We start from the raw sequence: 14,290 nt of genomic DNA, 5'->3' as shown, positions 1-14,290 counted from the left end.
AGACCTTCGTGATCATCGAGCTTCACCTGCTGCAGTCCTTCCCGGTGAGCAACCTCAACCGCGACGACGTCGGCCAGCCCAAGACCGCGACCTTCGGCGGAAGCACCCGTGGCCGTATTTCCAGCCAGTGCTTGAAGCGGTCCGCGCGTCAACTGTTCACCGAGCACGGTCTCGACGAAGCAGAGACCGGTGTCCGCACCAAACGTCTCCGCAACGACGCGGCCGATCTCCTTGTCAAACGTGGCCGGGACGCGGAGACCGCGCCCGGCGTCGCCACCGCTGGGCTCGAGCAACTCGGCTTCGGCGTGGACCAGGCCAAGGGACTGACCGAGTACCTGCTGTTCGTCGGCCGGACCGCGATCACCCACCTCGCCGACTACTGCGACGCGAACTGGGACACGCTCCTGGCCGCATCCGCTGGGAAGAACGGGAAGAAGCCGGCGAAGGCCAAGCCCAGCAAGGAAGCCGCGGCCGAGGCCAAGCGCATGCTCGACGCCACCCGGGTCGCCGATGTGGCGTTGTTCGGACGGATGATCGCCGACAACAAGGACTTCAACGTCGACGCTGCCTCCCAGGTCGCACACGCCCTGTCCACTCACTCGGTGGCCACGGAGTTCGACTTCTACACCGCGGTCGACGACCTCAAGCCGGAGGCGGAATCCGGTGCCGACATGATCGGCACCGTTGACTTCAACTCCGCCTGCTACTACCGCTACGCCAACCTCGACCTCGACCGGCTCCGCACCAACCTCGCCGGCGACGACCAGCTGGCCAACCGTGCTGCAGCCGCGTGGCTGGGCGCGTTCATCCACGCCGTCCCCAGCGGCAAACAGAACTCGATGGCCGCGCGCACCATGCCCAGCACCCTCCTCGGCGTCGTCCGCGACACCGGCGCCTGGAACCTCGCCAACGCCTTCCTCAAGCCCGTCACCGATGCCGACCTCATGGCCGGGTCCACCACCAGGCTCACCACACACTTCCAGCAGCTGCGCGGTTTCTACGGCGACAGCGGCATCCGCGCCGCGATCGCCGCCTCCGTGACCGGCGACATCCTCCAGACCGACGACATCGACACCGCCGCCAGCATCGACCAGTTCACCAGCGGCGTCCTGACCGCGGCCGGTGCGGCGACCGCATGACCGCCACCCTGGCGTTGTGCTTCGACGCCCCCATGCAGTCCTGGGGCACCCGCTCCCGGGGCATCATTCGCGACACCGCACGCGAACCCACGAAGTCAGGGGTCGTCGGGCTCCTGGCCGCCGCCAGCGGAGTGGAGCGCGACAAGAAGGAAGAGATCGCGGAACTGACCGCCCTGCGCCTCGGTGTCCGCGTCGACCGCGAAGGACTCCTCGAACGGGACTACCAGACCGCGCAGAACGTCCCCACCACCCACGGATCCGGGCACCGCACCGTCGTCAGCGAGCGCTACTACCTCGCCGACGCGCTCTTCCTTGTGCTTCTGGAGGGGCCCGAGTCTCGGCTCGCGCCGCTGCGGGACGCCATCAACACACCGAGGTGGCCGTTGTGCTTCGGCCGGCGTGCCTTCGTCCCGGCTCGGCCACTCGTCTGCTGCCTCCGCAGCGAGCCCCTCGACCACGTCATCCGGACTCACCCCTGGCTCGAGCACCCCGAACGCGTGCACGAGCCGGACTTCGACGTAGGCCTGCGGACCATCCTCGACGGCCCGGCAGACGCCGCCGGCGCCGAACTTCGGCACGACATCCCGATCTCCTTCGCCCACGACGACCGCCGCTTCGCCACACGCACCGTCGTCACCGGAGACACACCACTCACCCCCGACATGATCACCACAGGAGTGCCCTCGTGTTCCTGAGCAAACTGACCGTCGACATCCGCTCACGCACCTTCCGCCGCGACTACGCCAACGTCCACGACATGCACCGCACCCTCATGTCCGTCTACCCCGACATCCCCTCCACCAACGACAAACGCCAAGGCCACGGCGTCCTCTGGCGACTCGACAGCAACCACGGCGGATTCACCCAATACGTCCAAAGCCACACCGAACCCGACTGGACCAAACTCCCCGCCGGACACCTCACCGCCCAACCCGAGGTCCGTCCGCTCAAGCCCGTCCTCGACGCCCTCACACCAGGCCGCACACTCGCCTTCCGGCTCGTCGCCAACCCCACCAAATGCGACGGCAAAACCCGCAAACGCTTCCCACTGCGCCAACCCGCCGACCAGCTCAACTGGCTCATCCGAAAAGGCGCGCAGCACGGCTTCGTCATCCCCTCCGCGGCCGACGGCCACCCCGACCTCGCGACAACACCGATGGCGACTATCGCCGGACGGAAGGCAGAGACCGGGAAGATCACCGTCGAACCTGTCCGGTACGACGGCCACCTCGTCATCACCGACCCAGCCGCCTTCAGCGACGCACTTGTCACCGGAATCGGGCGCGCCAAGGCCTACGGATGCGGACTCCTCAGCCTCGCACCCGCCCGGAGCTAGAGCAGAAGCGCTTCAACGAGGAGTCCTCGACCGCTTCCTGGTAAGGCGGTCAACCCTGCCTATGCGGGGACAGCTACAAATGGACGATCAAGGACACCGGTTGGGCAGGGCCAACCCCGCTTGCGTGAAAGTTGAACGGTCGCCGACGGTTTGCACTCCCGTTCGACCGAATGCTTCGGCGCGGGGAACTCGTGAGAGATTCCCATGACCACCTCAGCGGATCAACCCTGCATGCGCAGGACACCCCTTCGCGTCGTGGTCTGAAGGAGCCGTGAACTAGCTCTTTCGGCGTAACCGGCAGTGCGCGGTGGTCATGATCGTCCACGCGTCTGGGCCAACCCCACTCGCGTGGGGACGTCGCGCCCGCTGTCGCGGTCATCGATGTGTGAGACGGACCAATCCCGCCTGCGCAGGTGACGACCCGCACGGTATCCGGGTATGCGACAGCCGCTTCGGACCAACCATGCTTGCGTGGGTATGACGGCGAGCTGATACTGCGGATCGGCAACGACCGCGGACAAACCCCGCCCGCACGGGGACGACATGGCGAGTTCGTGCTCGAGCTAGCGGTAAGCCGGACCAGTCCCGTATGTGCGGGGACGATGCTGGAAGCATACGGGCGTACATCTTGTCCAGGAGAGCAGCCCCGCTCGCGCGGGGACGACGACGTTCAGGTGTCGAACAGCACTCGACGTACGGACCAGCCCGCCTGCGCGGGGACGACAGCGGGTTTCCGGTCGCGAGGGCTTTGACCCCGGGACCAGCCCCGCTTGTGCGGGGACGACGCTCGCAGATGCTCCGCTAGTTCGGAGACCCGCGGTCCAACCCCGCCTGTGCGGGTGACGACGCCCGCCTGGATAACGCGAATCTGTCCGGCGCGGGACCAACCCCGCCTGCGCGGGGAGGACCGAAGTACGGCGCGGTTCTTGTGGCGGTACATGGGACCAATCCCGCCTGCGCGGGGACGACTATTCGAGCAGCTTCACGTCGCTCTTGGCGTCGGGACCAACCGCCTGCGCGGGGACGACTCCGTCTGGGTTCCTCTCGTGTTGTTCAAGCTGGGACCAACCCCGCTCGCGCGGGGACGACCGCCGGGAATCGGAGTCCCGCGAGCCGGGCGCCGGACCAATCCCGCTCGCGCGGGGACGACGCAGGTGCGGGTGCATCGTGAGTTGCCCAATCCGGGACCAACCCCGCTCGCGCGGGGACGACACTAACTGACCTGGTCCTTTGAAGATCATACTGCTGGTTTTTGTTCAGTTTGGTAGTCCTCACGCTGATCATGGAGTCGGATCGAACCTTAGGATGTTGATTCGGCGAGTTCTCGTTCTGTCGTGTCGGTGTGCGGACGTGGGTTCGGCGGTGCCGTCGTCTGAGGCCTCGACGGTGTTTCGCGTGTTCGATGAGGCTCGAGGGCTGTGTGCGAAAGGCAGCCTTCGCTGCGCCATTTTCGGAGGTTGCGGCGGCCGGAGTTGTGGGTTCCAGCGACGCGGTCGAGTTCGGCACCGGATGGTGTTCGGCCTTGGGCGTGTTCGTGCTGGTAGTGGTTCCACATCAGTTGTTCGGCGGTGGGCCTGGATGACTGGTCCGACTGATCTGGTGTCAGCGGAGGGATGACCAGGGTTGGCGTGAGGAGACCGGGTTTCGTGTGAATGGGGTCGGCGGGTTCGGTGCGGTGGCGTTTGAGCGCTCGGTTGAGGAGTTCGACGGCCAGCAGCAGAGCAAGCGGTGGGCAAGCGGCGACGGCGACACCGAACGCACTGGTCACGGGCGCCGAGGCGATGTTCGCGCAGAGCGATAGCGAGATGCCGAAGACGAAAGCGGACCAGGCTGGCCATCGACTCGAGTTGTCGCGGCTGGGTTTCCAGAGTTCGACGGTGGCGGTGGTGAGGAGGCCGTCGACGATGAGCGGCCAGATGGAGGCGGTCATCGTGTCGGCGCCGAAGCGGAGGGCGAATTGGCGTCCGTGGATGTAGGAGGCGTAGGCGGCGCCGAGGGCGACAAGGGCAGTGCTGGCGCACTGGATTCGGAGGGAGATGGCACTCACGCGGCGCCTCCAGAACGGCGGCGGCCGAGTCGTGGTACCTCGACGGTGGCGGAAAGCCGCAGCTCAGGGGCTAGATCAGCCTGGGTGGAAGCTGCTTGTACCTCGTCGGGGGTGCAAACCCACGCTGTCGGGCTGGGAGTGCTGCGTCTGCTGGGGTTCGTTCGCTGCGAGCCACAGCAGACGTTTGCATCGGCCTCAGCTGGCAGGCTGGCAGAGTTCGGGGATTTTGCCGTGTTGGCGCCAGTTGCGGAGCATTCTGCGTCCGTAGTTGTGGGTGCCCGCGATGCGATCCAGGTCAGCGCCGGTGGGGGTGCGTCCGGCGGCTTGCTCTGTCAGGTAGTGGGCCCACATGCGTTCTTCGGCTGTCAGTTCGGTGCCTGATTCTTGAGCGACTGTCGTAGCTAACTGGTCGACGGCCGGGCTGCTGGATACCTTCTCGTCCAGATGATCGTCGCCGTGAGATTCAATCAGCTCTCCTGTTACGGTTCTGTGTGGTTTGAGCGCTCGGTACAATAGTTCGACGGCCAAGAGTAGGGCCAGGGGAGGGCGAGCAGCCACAATCACGCCGAAGATGCTGGGGTCAGGTGTGGAGCCCGATGTTGGCGCAGAGCGAGAGTGAGATGCCGAATACGAAGGCGAGCCATGCGGCCCAGCGGCCTCCTGCGTGTTCGTGGTCGGCGGGTTTCCAGAGTTCGACGGTGGCGATCATGAGGAGGCCGTCGACGATGAGGGGCCAGATCGCGGCGGTGGTGTGGTCCGCCCCGAACTGGAGTGCGAAGTCTCGTCCGTGTCGGTAGGAGGCGTAGGCAGCGCCGAGGGCCACGAGTGCGGTGCAGGCGCACTGTACGACCAGCGCGAGGTCGCGTCGGCCCGTGGGCGATGTTGCTTCGTTCGGGTTACTCAAGGCGGTCACCGGGCCTTGCGGCGGCGCCGTTCGATCACGGTCGTCGCAGAGATCCGCAGCTCACGGGGCATTTTGGTTCGTGAGGTACCTGTTGGAACCGCGCCAAGGATTCAAACTCACACGGCGCCATCGCGTGCTTGATCCGGTTGTGCACAGCCGTGTGCACCTGCGATGCCGTCCCCGGGCCCTGAAATAGAAGAAACCTTCACTCGGTAGAGCTGAGTGAAGGTTCTCGCAACTGGTGAGATCTCACCTAAAGCGGTGTCCGAGGGGCGTGTTGCTCACTATCCACACGCCTACAGTTGGTCCTGTGAACGGCGGCCAGCACCGGATGAGGCGGAACTTCCGTCGAGGCTTGCACAGCATCTAGACGCGTTCACACCGTGAACCGCAGCTTCGCCATCATCGGTACACTCCGTCCGTGAGATCTGACAGCCCTGACTGAGCTTGCCCCGGGGTGGCGGACACCGTCAGAGTGGTCTGGGTGACTACGGGAGGTTGTTCGGTTGGTCAGCACGTTCTCTCGAGAGTTTAAGTCGCAGGTCGGGCAGTTGTTCCGGCGAGGGGCTGGAAGTTCTAGGACATAGTCGAGGAGTTCGATCTGTCGGCAACGATTGTTTGAACAGGGGCCGCGAGGGCGCTAATTAGTGCGGGAAGTGGTGTCCAAGGCGAGTTCCAAGGAGGATGGGAACAGTTAGAAGACAGAGATCGTCGCGCTGAATCGACGGCTTTTAGCAGAAGGGAGAATAGCCGGAAATTCTGGTAAGAGCCTGGCCTGCTCCGCGGGCCGCAAGGAACAGTAGTCGCCTACGGCTAGGTTCATGCCAGGAAAGTTGACAGCGAAGCTGCGCACATTCTCGCGAGCTGGGACGGATCCAGCGTTCTCCCGCTTTTAGTAACAATCTTCCCAATGTGAGCAACGGCATGAAGTTCGAAGTTCACTATTCGGAATTTTCAACTATTCGCGCAGCTGTCGCAACTACCCAGTCGAAGTCAAGCCCCTTGAAAAACTCGGACGCAGTCACCTTGACATTGGAAACTTCGCGACAAGAGTGAAGAATGAGACCTTCATTTTTCTGATGCTGCCAGTGTTCTCGGGAGCACCATTCACGTTCTATTGATATGTCAAACGGCGCCGCTCGACGGTGGTAGTATTTGAGTCGCTCCTCGTAATCTATCGTATGGCCAACTTTGATTACACCGTTCCCGAATTGGATAACATAGACGCGGCCGATCGGAATATTTAGTTCTCCGTGGTAAAGTCGGGCTTTGAAGCTTGCCATGCAGGGCATATTACTCGCATCCTAAAAGTAAATCCAGCTAGCCTGTGGTGCGTGTTGTCACCAGTGCTGCGTTCTCCAGTCTCCTTGCAAGAAGATCTTCAACGACGCATCGGGTTTCGTTCGGCAGGTACGGCGTGGGGTAATCCTTGGCCCGGTCCCCGTCGCCATGCTCGGCGCTCACCTCGGCCTTGATCACCTGCCGGTTCGATCGCGTCAGCCCTAAAGCGCGCGGCGAACGTCAGGAATGTGCGCTCGGAATCGACCTGCACCTTCAGTTCTGGGCGTGGCACCAGGCTCTCGCCGCCGGGGACCGCAACGCGGAGCTGATCATCGGCACAGTCGACACGGTGGACGCGGATGGTCCTGTCTGAATGGCTGACTTCGCTGCGAAGGCAAGTCGGGCCTTTCAGTGAGTGTCAAGAACTCTCGACGCCCGCCGAGAAGGCAGTCGAGAGATCACGCGATGGCCGGCTAGATTGTTGCGGGCTGTGGTGGGCAAGGCTATTGAACGGTTAGTCGACATGGTGAGATGTAGTGGGCTCATCAAGATTTCTGTATCGAGACCAAAGCACGAATGCTTCGACTAGAATGGTCCACGTGGTCACGCCGGCCACGGATGCAATTATCAGTAGGGCGGTTGCGTCCGAATCGGCCTTGAGTGATCTTGTTAAGAGTGTCAAGGTGTAGCAATCGCAGGGATTACCGAGGACTTTAGTCAAAACTCCCATGCTTTGACACGATGATCGTCGGTGGTATCAGCTGATCGCATCGTGACATCGGTTAGTCGAACACAAATGGGGAACGGGTAGAACGGCTACGCCTAGTGTAGCTGTCCATCCCCAGCCGCCCAAGACGGTAGCAATCGTGATAATGAAAACATAAAAGATGACGTCAGTCAGTACTCGTCGATCTAATCGCCAAAATCTCACAGGATGATCGCATGTCATTACTCGATCCTTCACTGTTGATTGTGGGACTATCGACGGCTCCGGCTTCTTCGGCGACGAGCCACCCGGCTGAAGTGGGGGTGATGGTCTTCAGGTCGTCTTCAAGCCACAGCGCGCCCGAATAGTCATCTGGGGGGCGCTGTCACAGATCCGCGAGAGTGTCCCCCTGGGGCCTGTCGGTGTAGCCCGGGATCGACGGCATACTCATCGACAGAGAGTAGGACCGGCGGCCGGGCTACTGCGAGGTACGAAACGCACCCATGCCTCGTTGCTGGGGCGTGGGTGGTGTTTCAGCGGATGTTGGGGGCGACGGTGACGAAATGGGAAGTTTAGTGTGCCCATTCCTGCACTGTCGTGAGATCACCGCACCCGAGTTCGGGTGAGCCGCCGCATCGCCCGATTCCCGCACCGCCGCGACGTAGGCGCAGAGTGTCCCGGCTCAGATCTCGGCCGGGTGGGCGTATCACTGGGCACGCCGTTCGCGACATAGCTGACAGGTGCCGATCGTCGATGACGACGGGGTATTGTAAGTGTCGCACACCTGGCGGCGAGTGGGTTTGGACGCGGTGGTGCTGGTGGCATGGTGGCGTTGCCCTCTGCCCCGTTGGCTCTGAGCTGGATCGCTTCGGCGGCCAGAACGGGAACCCTGGCTAAGCCGCCGGGACGCCGTTCGAGGAGCGCTCGCTCGTGCCGGAGTGGGTGAACCGCCCGTACCACCTCTACCGCGTGCTGCGGCCGCTCGAGACTCTCGCCGGTGTCACGATCCCGTGGTTCGGCCAGCCCGGCGGCGGATCGGCATACCTCCTGCCCGTCTCCAACGAGGAGCTGCTCGCCGACTACGACCTCGTCGAACTGGGACCAGGTGAACCGCCGCTTGAACTGTAAGACGGGGCCATCGGCCTCTTCGCCAGCATGCAGGCGCTGTGGATGCGGATGCTTAGACGATGACGCCGCCGTAGCTGCTCTGGTCGGTTGGGCGGAACTGTGACGACGAGCGTCGCGAACGTCCCGGAGACGATCATCTCCGGGACGTTCGTCATCGTGACATTGGTCGGTGACGTCGAGAGCAGGTACGTCAGCCGAGCACCAAGGGCGCGGGCAGGCGTGCTGCGAAATCCTCCCAGGCGTGCGTTGCGGTCTTCGCGGTGGAGTACACCGCGCTTGCTTGCGCGGCGAACCACAGGTCGTCAGCGACGTCGAGGTCCTCGGCGAGGTAGAGGTGGATGTGCTTGCCCAGGGCGCGGGCGTAGCCGAGCTCGACGAGGCTGCCGTAGGCGTCGGCCTTGTCGATCCACGCGAAGACGTGGGTGGCGTGCTCGATGGCGGTCAGGCACCGCTTGAGCACGTCCGGGCGGCTCAGCCCTTCGCCACCGCAGCCTTGACCGGCGACGCCGTGCGTGTTTTCGCCGTGGAAGCAGCCATGGTCGCAGCTGAGGAAGTGCGGCCCAACGTAGACAGCGCCGGGCAGGTCGTCGATCGCGAGGCCGTCTGGCCAGCTCGGGTAGGTGCCGGTGTAGTCGTGGTCGTCGGCGATGGGGAAAAGCCTGTGCCGCCAGCCGTTCTTGGTGATTTTTCCGGCGGCGTAGATACGAATTCCCTCGTAGGTCGCCATGGGAGCCTCCCTCGTTTTGTGGAGGCGCAATAGTAGCCAGCGCGCATCGGTGGGCCGTGGCCGACTTAAGCTGTTGCGCGAACTCCTTCGAAGCAGGCGGAACTCGCCAGCGGCCCACGGTGGACCGGAGGTCAGGCGGATTGTCGCGGTTCACCTGGATGGTCGCTGGTGGGTCGGTGATCGACTGGCCAGCATCGTGGCCGGATGACATCGTTCGATTTCGGGGTTCCGATCGACATGCCACACAAGTCGCTGCGCGCTGTCCTGATCGCGACGGTTTCGGCGCTGTCGCGACAGGGGTCAAGACACCGACGGTCACTTCCTGCGGCGCTACCGCAACTCCTACACGGACCGGTGTCTCGCGGTGTCCGGGGCAACAACGTCAACGGTGCGCGTGCGTTCCAGTACGACTGCCTCGACCGCGCCGAAGACCAGTTGTGGTTCTACGACCTGGCGTGAACACACGCACACAATGCGGTGTCGGCCAGCAGGACCGTCCTCGTGGATCGGTTCGAGGGACCGGAGCGGCGGGCGAAGTTGTGGACCGACTAGACCCTCCACCAGGCCGATCTGACCAGACCGCCGCAGCAGGAGGCCCGGCTGGCCGTCGGCGGCCTCGGCGGCAGCACCCTCGGGTTCGTCCAGGTCCTCAAGCAGTGCTCGCAGAAGTTCCACGACGAGGACCATCCGGTGACGTCGCGGGACGCGAACAGTGTTCGTCAGGCGGACCCCGCCGATGCGCCGGTGACAGCTGCGACCGGTGCCCCGCAGTAGTCACGAATACTTTCTTTACAATCAATTACTGCGAGTCAATATCACCTTATGAATCCTCGTCCCAAAATTCCTCGTAGCCTGAACCATAAACTTCTATTGCGGCAGATCGTGCTTGACTGGCGGGGTGTTGCAACGATTCTTCTGCATCTATCGAAGTAGCACCCGCCGTCATGGGACGTCGCGCCGCCCCAGCGGGCCCGGGTCGTGCGAACGCAGCCCGCAAGCCGACCCTAACGGAAGAACCGGTGCGCATGCTGGGCACGTTGGCTTGGGACCTTAATTCCGCGGCCACGCCTGGCCCCGTATCGCTCAGCGACTAGCGTCGAGACGGGCGAACGTCGGAAGACGTCTTTCGCAAACTGCCGAACCGGTGCGCCTGTCAGCCGAACTTCACTCCGAACACAGAACCGTCGTAGTCGCCACCTGCGACACACTGTCCGCGAAGACGGCTAGAAGGTCGCGGACTTGGATAGCCGAAAGGCCTTCGTCGTCGAGCTTTGTGCGCAGCTTCCCCAGACTCAGCCCCGGCTGGACGATCGCAATCGTCCCACGAACTACGGGGCGAGTCCTCGTGAACGAGAGGTTCTCCGCCCGCCCGGCCTGACCACAGAGCACCAGCAACTGTTTCCGGCTTCCATCGCAGACGGTTGCTTTTGGTGCCGCCTGCCCGGTCAGCCGTTTGCCGAGTTCGCCCCAGAAACTAGGGTCCGTGATCCATCGACGGCTCTTGATCGCTTGCGCGACGACCTCCTGAAGATCTACAACACGCACCGATGGACGGGCACCGCCCGCGTACTTGGCATGCCAGAGGCCTATCGATACATCGTCGACATCAACCTCGATGACGACGTAGTCGGCGAACTCGCCGCCTCCGTCGTTGTGGATCAACCAACGATGCCGACCACGACGCGGCCTGGATTTCAAAAACTCCTCCAGAGTTTCGTGCACTGAATACCCTTGCTTGTTCGACGCCGCTTGGTTCCTCGTTTCGGCAGTAATATCAGTTTTCGACCAGTCGGGGAAGTGGTAGTCGGCTGCCGGTAGCGCACGTGTACGAATTCTGCTGTTGACGATCACCGGACCATGTACGGTGCTACCGTTGGAGAAGAAGATCACTGGAGGTCGCTCGTTCAGGAGGTCGCTCAACGGCGTCGTCACGCCGTATCCGCGCTGAATGGTCAACTCGGACCCCGCAGACTCCACATTTCCAGTGAGATCCAGCCGCCCACACCAGATGACTCTGCGTGCGTCCTCCTCCCCGACGACAGCCCTCAGAACGAGGCAGTTCCGCACATCGGAAGCTCGCTCCGCCTCGAAGGTGACCTCGTCCAACGGCCCTTCCTGCGCGACGGTCCAGCTCATGCCCACCAGAGCCGGATCCAACTCGACGGCGATCGGGAACGCGTCCGGCCACTCGGTCAGCCGGCTCCCTCGGTCGACCTGAGGCAGCAATTGCCCTGTCACCGCGTTCGGCGGAAACCAGAGCCGCTCCGCAAGCGAGTCGATGAACGCCTCGTAGGCCAGCAACGGGCTGTACCTCGTCTCCCAGTACTTACCTTTTGCGGTGGCGACTCCCGCAGTGAACGTGGACTCGTCGTCGGCAACCTGGATCATGGCGTGCCCCAATGAACCGAATGCGGTGTCAGCTTCCCGCAGGCCTCGGTCGACCCCCTTGCCAGCGAACATTCGATAGCTCGGCGTTCCTGTTGTCCCGCCGTACGTGTTCCGCAGTCCAACCGATGAGACCGATAGTCGTTCGAGGCTGTCGAAGGCGGCGTGGAGCTTGCCGGGGTCTGCCAGCCAACTCTGTGCCCTGGCGCCGAGGAAGTCGAGAAAGTCCCTCCCGATTCCGTTGTCCTGAACGTTGAGAAACAACAGGTCGGAGAGGTCCGTCCTAGGCGCCAGTCGGCGGGATAGTAGGTGTAGCTGGTATTCGGGAACATCCAAACCTGCCGCATTATGCCAGTGCGGCCGATTCACCGATTCCGTGATGATCATCCAGGTGGTCCCATCCGGATTGACGCTGGAGTACAGAATCGTCTGGCCTCGCAGCATCTTTCCTTCCAGCAGCTCCTCCGGGATGACTCCCTCCTCGAACAGCCGAGGCGCGGTGGACGTTCGCTTCACCACTTCGCGGATCACGACGCGTCGGAGCGGTTGCACAGCGTCCAGCACCAGGTCCGGAGGCGCGTCCCTGAACTGCCGAACGTACTCACGATTCCGGCGATCGGCTTCGATCTCCTCATCGATGATCCCCGGCAGGATGCTCACCCAGTCCGAGTCTTCGCCATAGAGACTTCGGACGACGCCCTGCAACTCCGGGAAGACATCGATATCGCGCGCGGCAACAAGGACCGACGGTTGAGGGAATCGCCCATCGACTCGTGCCAGTCTGCCAATCAACTGCGCGGTAGCGGGCAGCGACTTGTGCTTGTCGTGGTACGCCAGGACACGAAGGCTCGGTAGATCGAACCCTTCGACCAGCATACCGACGACCGAAACGGCCCGAAGCAGGCCCGACCGCAGATCTTCGACGATCTGCCGCTGTCGCGGAGCCCCCAGGCCGGAGTGCAGTACCTCGATCGAAACACCGGCCTGCTTGTACAAATTAGCTAGCATGACCGCACGGTCCCTCGAAGAAGCTCGCACAAGCAACGTGCTCGTCGCGTGCTCCGGTAGGGACATCACCTCAACCGCTTTGACAACCAGTACGCGATCGGTCTCCTCGCGGCTGCCGCACGCCGAGTTGTCCAAGATTAACGGGGCGACCGGCTTGAATAGCTGCTCGGCGAGCGCCTGCTTCAGCGGGTAGTGGTAGATGTGTTCACCTGGCAGCTTCTGGCCGTCGAGTCGACGTGGCGTCGCCGTCAGCAACACCGTCTTGGCCTCTTCGAAATGCTCGATGATCGCCCGCCAAGTAGGCGCTGGACTGTGGTGCGCTTCGTCGATGATCAGCAAGTCGAACAAGTCGACGGGCGGAGGCAGCTCGCTGTAGTGGACTGGGCTGATCGTGCTGGGCGAGGCCACGACGACTTCCGCGTCAGCAAGCTCGGCCCAGCTCTGCACACGTTTCTTCAGCTCGCGCACGCGAGGCACACAGCCGAGGTCGACCGCATCGATTCGCTTCAACAGCGCGAAATCCCTGAACGCGTCGGCGAGTTGCCTGCGCAGTTCCCCGGATGGCACCACCACCAAAACGCGCCGCGCCGCCACGAGGAACGGCGCCGCCAGCGCGACCGCAGACTTGCCGCTCCCAGTCGGCAGCGACAACAAGGCCGGCGTGCGTTTCGGCAGGGACCAATGCGCCAGCAGGGCACCCAGGGCACCGAGCTGAGGGTTGCGCCATGCTGGCTTGCCGGCCGACTCGTACAAGCGAAAGTGAGCGTCTTCGAACGAGAAGAAGCCCCGCTGTCTATCACTCAACACCGGCCTCCGATCGAACATCCCGGGGGTTTACCCGGCAGCTAAGAAGAACCCGCGGGTTGCGCCACGCTTGTATAGCAATCGATCCACGGCGGCAGTGCGTTAAGTGGTCGAAGATGCGTTCCATCGAAAGGGTTAACGAACTGGGCCAGACAAGCCTTCATGTGATCACTTGAGTACTTTTGGTTAAGTAGCCCGATTACTGGGTCCCCTCGGGAAGCCCTGCATTTCGACAGCTAGCCGACGCCAGCAGGCTGATCTAGTCGAACATGTGAGATCTGCGAACACCTCTTCTGAACCACAGTGCCCCACGTCTGCACCGTAACCACCAAACTCGACCACTGAGTCCCCAGCTCACGGGAGCCGGACGCCCGGCGTGCCGCCGCACGCAACCGCTGCGGTTAGGCGAGATCGGGTGCATAAGTGCCAAGAAAGGCTTCCAGTCTCGGCAGACATGTCGGCAGCGAGGAATCGCGCAGCGCGGCGGGTACGCTAGCGGTACGCCGAGGCATGTTGCACACTATCCACCCGGCTGCGGTTGCCTTAGCTCCTTTCATAGCCATCTTGGTGACGGACACGTGGTCGCGAGCAGGTCGGCGGCGTTCCTGCAGAGGTTCAGCAGTTCTCGGTCGCCTGCCCGACGGACAGGCGGCGGCTTTCGCGTGAGCATTGGGGGCGGCAACTGGGAGCGTCTTGCTACTAGCTAGTAGCAATCGTTGGGTCGAGTACTTGGCTACGTGCCATCAGGCGCGCGAAGGGCCGCGTAGATCCTCGCTGCCAGAAGCTGTCGGTCGCAATCACTAGAATTCGATGTGGCTCGTATCA

Annotated in this window: 8 protein-coding genes and 2 pseudogenes; 4 read left to right on the top strand and 6 right to left on the bottom strand. The window is 63.0% G+C overall.

From position 1 onward, the window contains the following. Positions 1-8: 8 nt before the first annotated feature. Genes cas7e through cas6e form a run of 3 tightly spaced genes read left to right on the top strand, consistent with a single transcriptional unit; the run spans position 9 to position 2,475 of the window. Positions 9-1,139 carry a type I-E CRISPR-associated protein Cas7/Cse4/CasC gene (gene cas7e / locus H4W30_RS23370; RefSeq protein ID WP_192744817.1) on the top strand — a complete coding sequence of 377 codons (1,131 nt, stop codon included), beginning with the start codon at positions 9-11 and terminating at the stop codon, positions 1,137-1,139. Next, positions 1,136-1,834, top strand: coding sequence for a type I-E CRISPR-associated protein Cas5/CasD (gene cas5e, locus H4W30_RS23365; protein ID WP_192744816.1), 699 nt, complete (start codon positions 1,136-1,138; stop codon positions 1,832-1,834). Before cas7e ends, cas5e begins: the two co-directional genes overlap by 4 nt. Then, on the top strand, positions 1,825-2,475 hold the full coding sequence (gene cas6e / locus H4W30_RS23360; protein ID WP_192744815.1) for a type I-E CRISPR-associated protein Cas6/Cse3/CasE: 651 nt from the start codon (positions 1,825-1,827) through the stop codon (positions 2,473-2,475). Before cas5e ends, cas6e begins: the two co-directional genes overlap by 10 nt. Before the next feature lie 1,300 nt (positions 2,476-3,775). Here cas6e and H4W30_RS23355 read toward each other — a convergent pair. From H4W30_RS23355 to H4W30_RS23340, 4 genes and pseudogenes are all read right to left on the bottom strand, one after another. Beyond that, positions 3,776-4,522: a DUF2637 domain-containing protein gene (locus H4W30_RS23355; RefSeq protein ID WP_192744814.1), complete on the bottom strand. Its 747-nt coding sequence runs from the start codon at positions 4,520-4,522 to the stop codon at positions 3,776-3,778. A 195-nt stretch (positions 4,523-4,717) separates the two neighbouring features. Further along, positions 4,718-5,426, bottom strand: a pseudogene (locus tag H4W30_RS44740) (DUF2637 domain-containing protein). 941 nt (positions 5,427-6,367) lie between these two features. Further along, complete coding sequence (locus H4W30_RS23345; RefSeq protein WP_192744813.1) at positions 6,368-6,709, bottom strand: GIY-YIG nuclease family protein; 342 nt, start codon at positions 6,707-6,709, stop codon at positions 6,368-6,370. 37 nt (positions 6,710-6,746) lie between these two features. After that, on the bottom strand, positions 6,747-6,905 hold the full coding sequence (locus H4W30_RS23340; protein ID WP_192744812.1) for a hypothetical protein: 159 nt from the start codon (positions 6,903-6,905) through the stop codon (positions 6,747-6,749). Positions 6,906-8,256: 1,351 nt separating this feature from the next. Between H4W30_RS23340 and H4W30_RS23335 the strand changes: the two are divergent. Then, positions 8,257-8,541: pseudogene (locus tag H4W30_RS23335) on the top strand (TNT domain-containing protein); the annotation flags it as partial. Between the two features lie 190 nt (positions 8,542-8,731). Here H4W30_RS23335 and H4W30_RS23330 read toward each other — a convergent pair. After that, positions 8,732-9,268 carry a hypothetical protein gene (locus tag H4W30_RS23330; protein ID WP_192744811.1) on the bottom strand — a complete coding sequence of 179 codons (537 nt, stop codon included), beginning with the start codon at positions 9,266-9,268 and terminating at the stop codon, positions 8,732-8,734. A gap of 1,164 nt (positions 9,269-10,432) precedes the next feature. Continuing rightward, entirely contained in the window at positions 10,433-13,486 is a 3,054-nt protein-coding gene (locus H4W30_RS23325) for a DEAD/DEAH box helicase (protein WP_192744810.1), read from the bottom strand. Between the last annotated feature and the right edge of the window lie 804 nt (positions 13,487-14,290).

This window comes from Amycolatopsis roodepoortensis, from assembly GCF_014873915.1.
GTDB classification, from domain to species: Bacteria; Actinomycetota; Actinomycetes; order Mycobacteriales; family Pseudonocardiaceae; genus Amycolatopsis; species Amycolatopsis roodepoortensis.
The sequence above is the reverse complement of the archived record's forward strand: the minus strand, read 5'-3'. Positions and strand labels throughout refer to the sequence as shown.

What these genes read in the sequence shown, in the direction of transcription:
- H4W30_RS23330 (WP_192744811.1), bottom strand. Translation starts at nt 9,268, where the DNA reads ATGGCGACCTACGAGGGAATTCGTATCTACGCCGCCGGAAAAATCACC.
- H4W30_RS23325 (WP_192744810.1), bottom strand. Translation starts at nt 13,486, where the DNA reads ATGTTCGATCGGAGGCCGGTGTTGAGTGATAGACAGCGGGGCTTCTTC.
- H4W30_RS23345 (WP_192744813.1), bottom strand. Translation starts at nt 6,709, where the DNA reads ATGGCAAGCTTCAAAGCCCGACTTTACCACGGAGAACTAAATATTCCG.
- cas5e (WP_192744816.1), top strand. Translation starts at nt 1,136, where the DNA reads ATGACCGCCACCCTGGCGTTGTGCTTCGACGCCCCCATGCAGTCCTGG.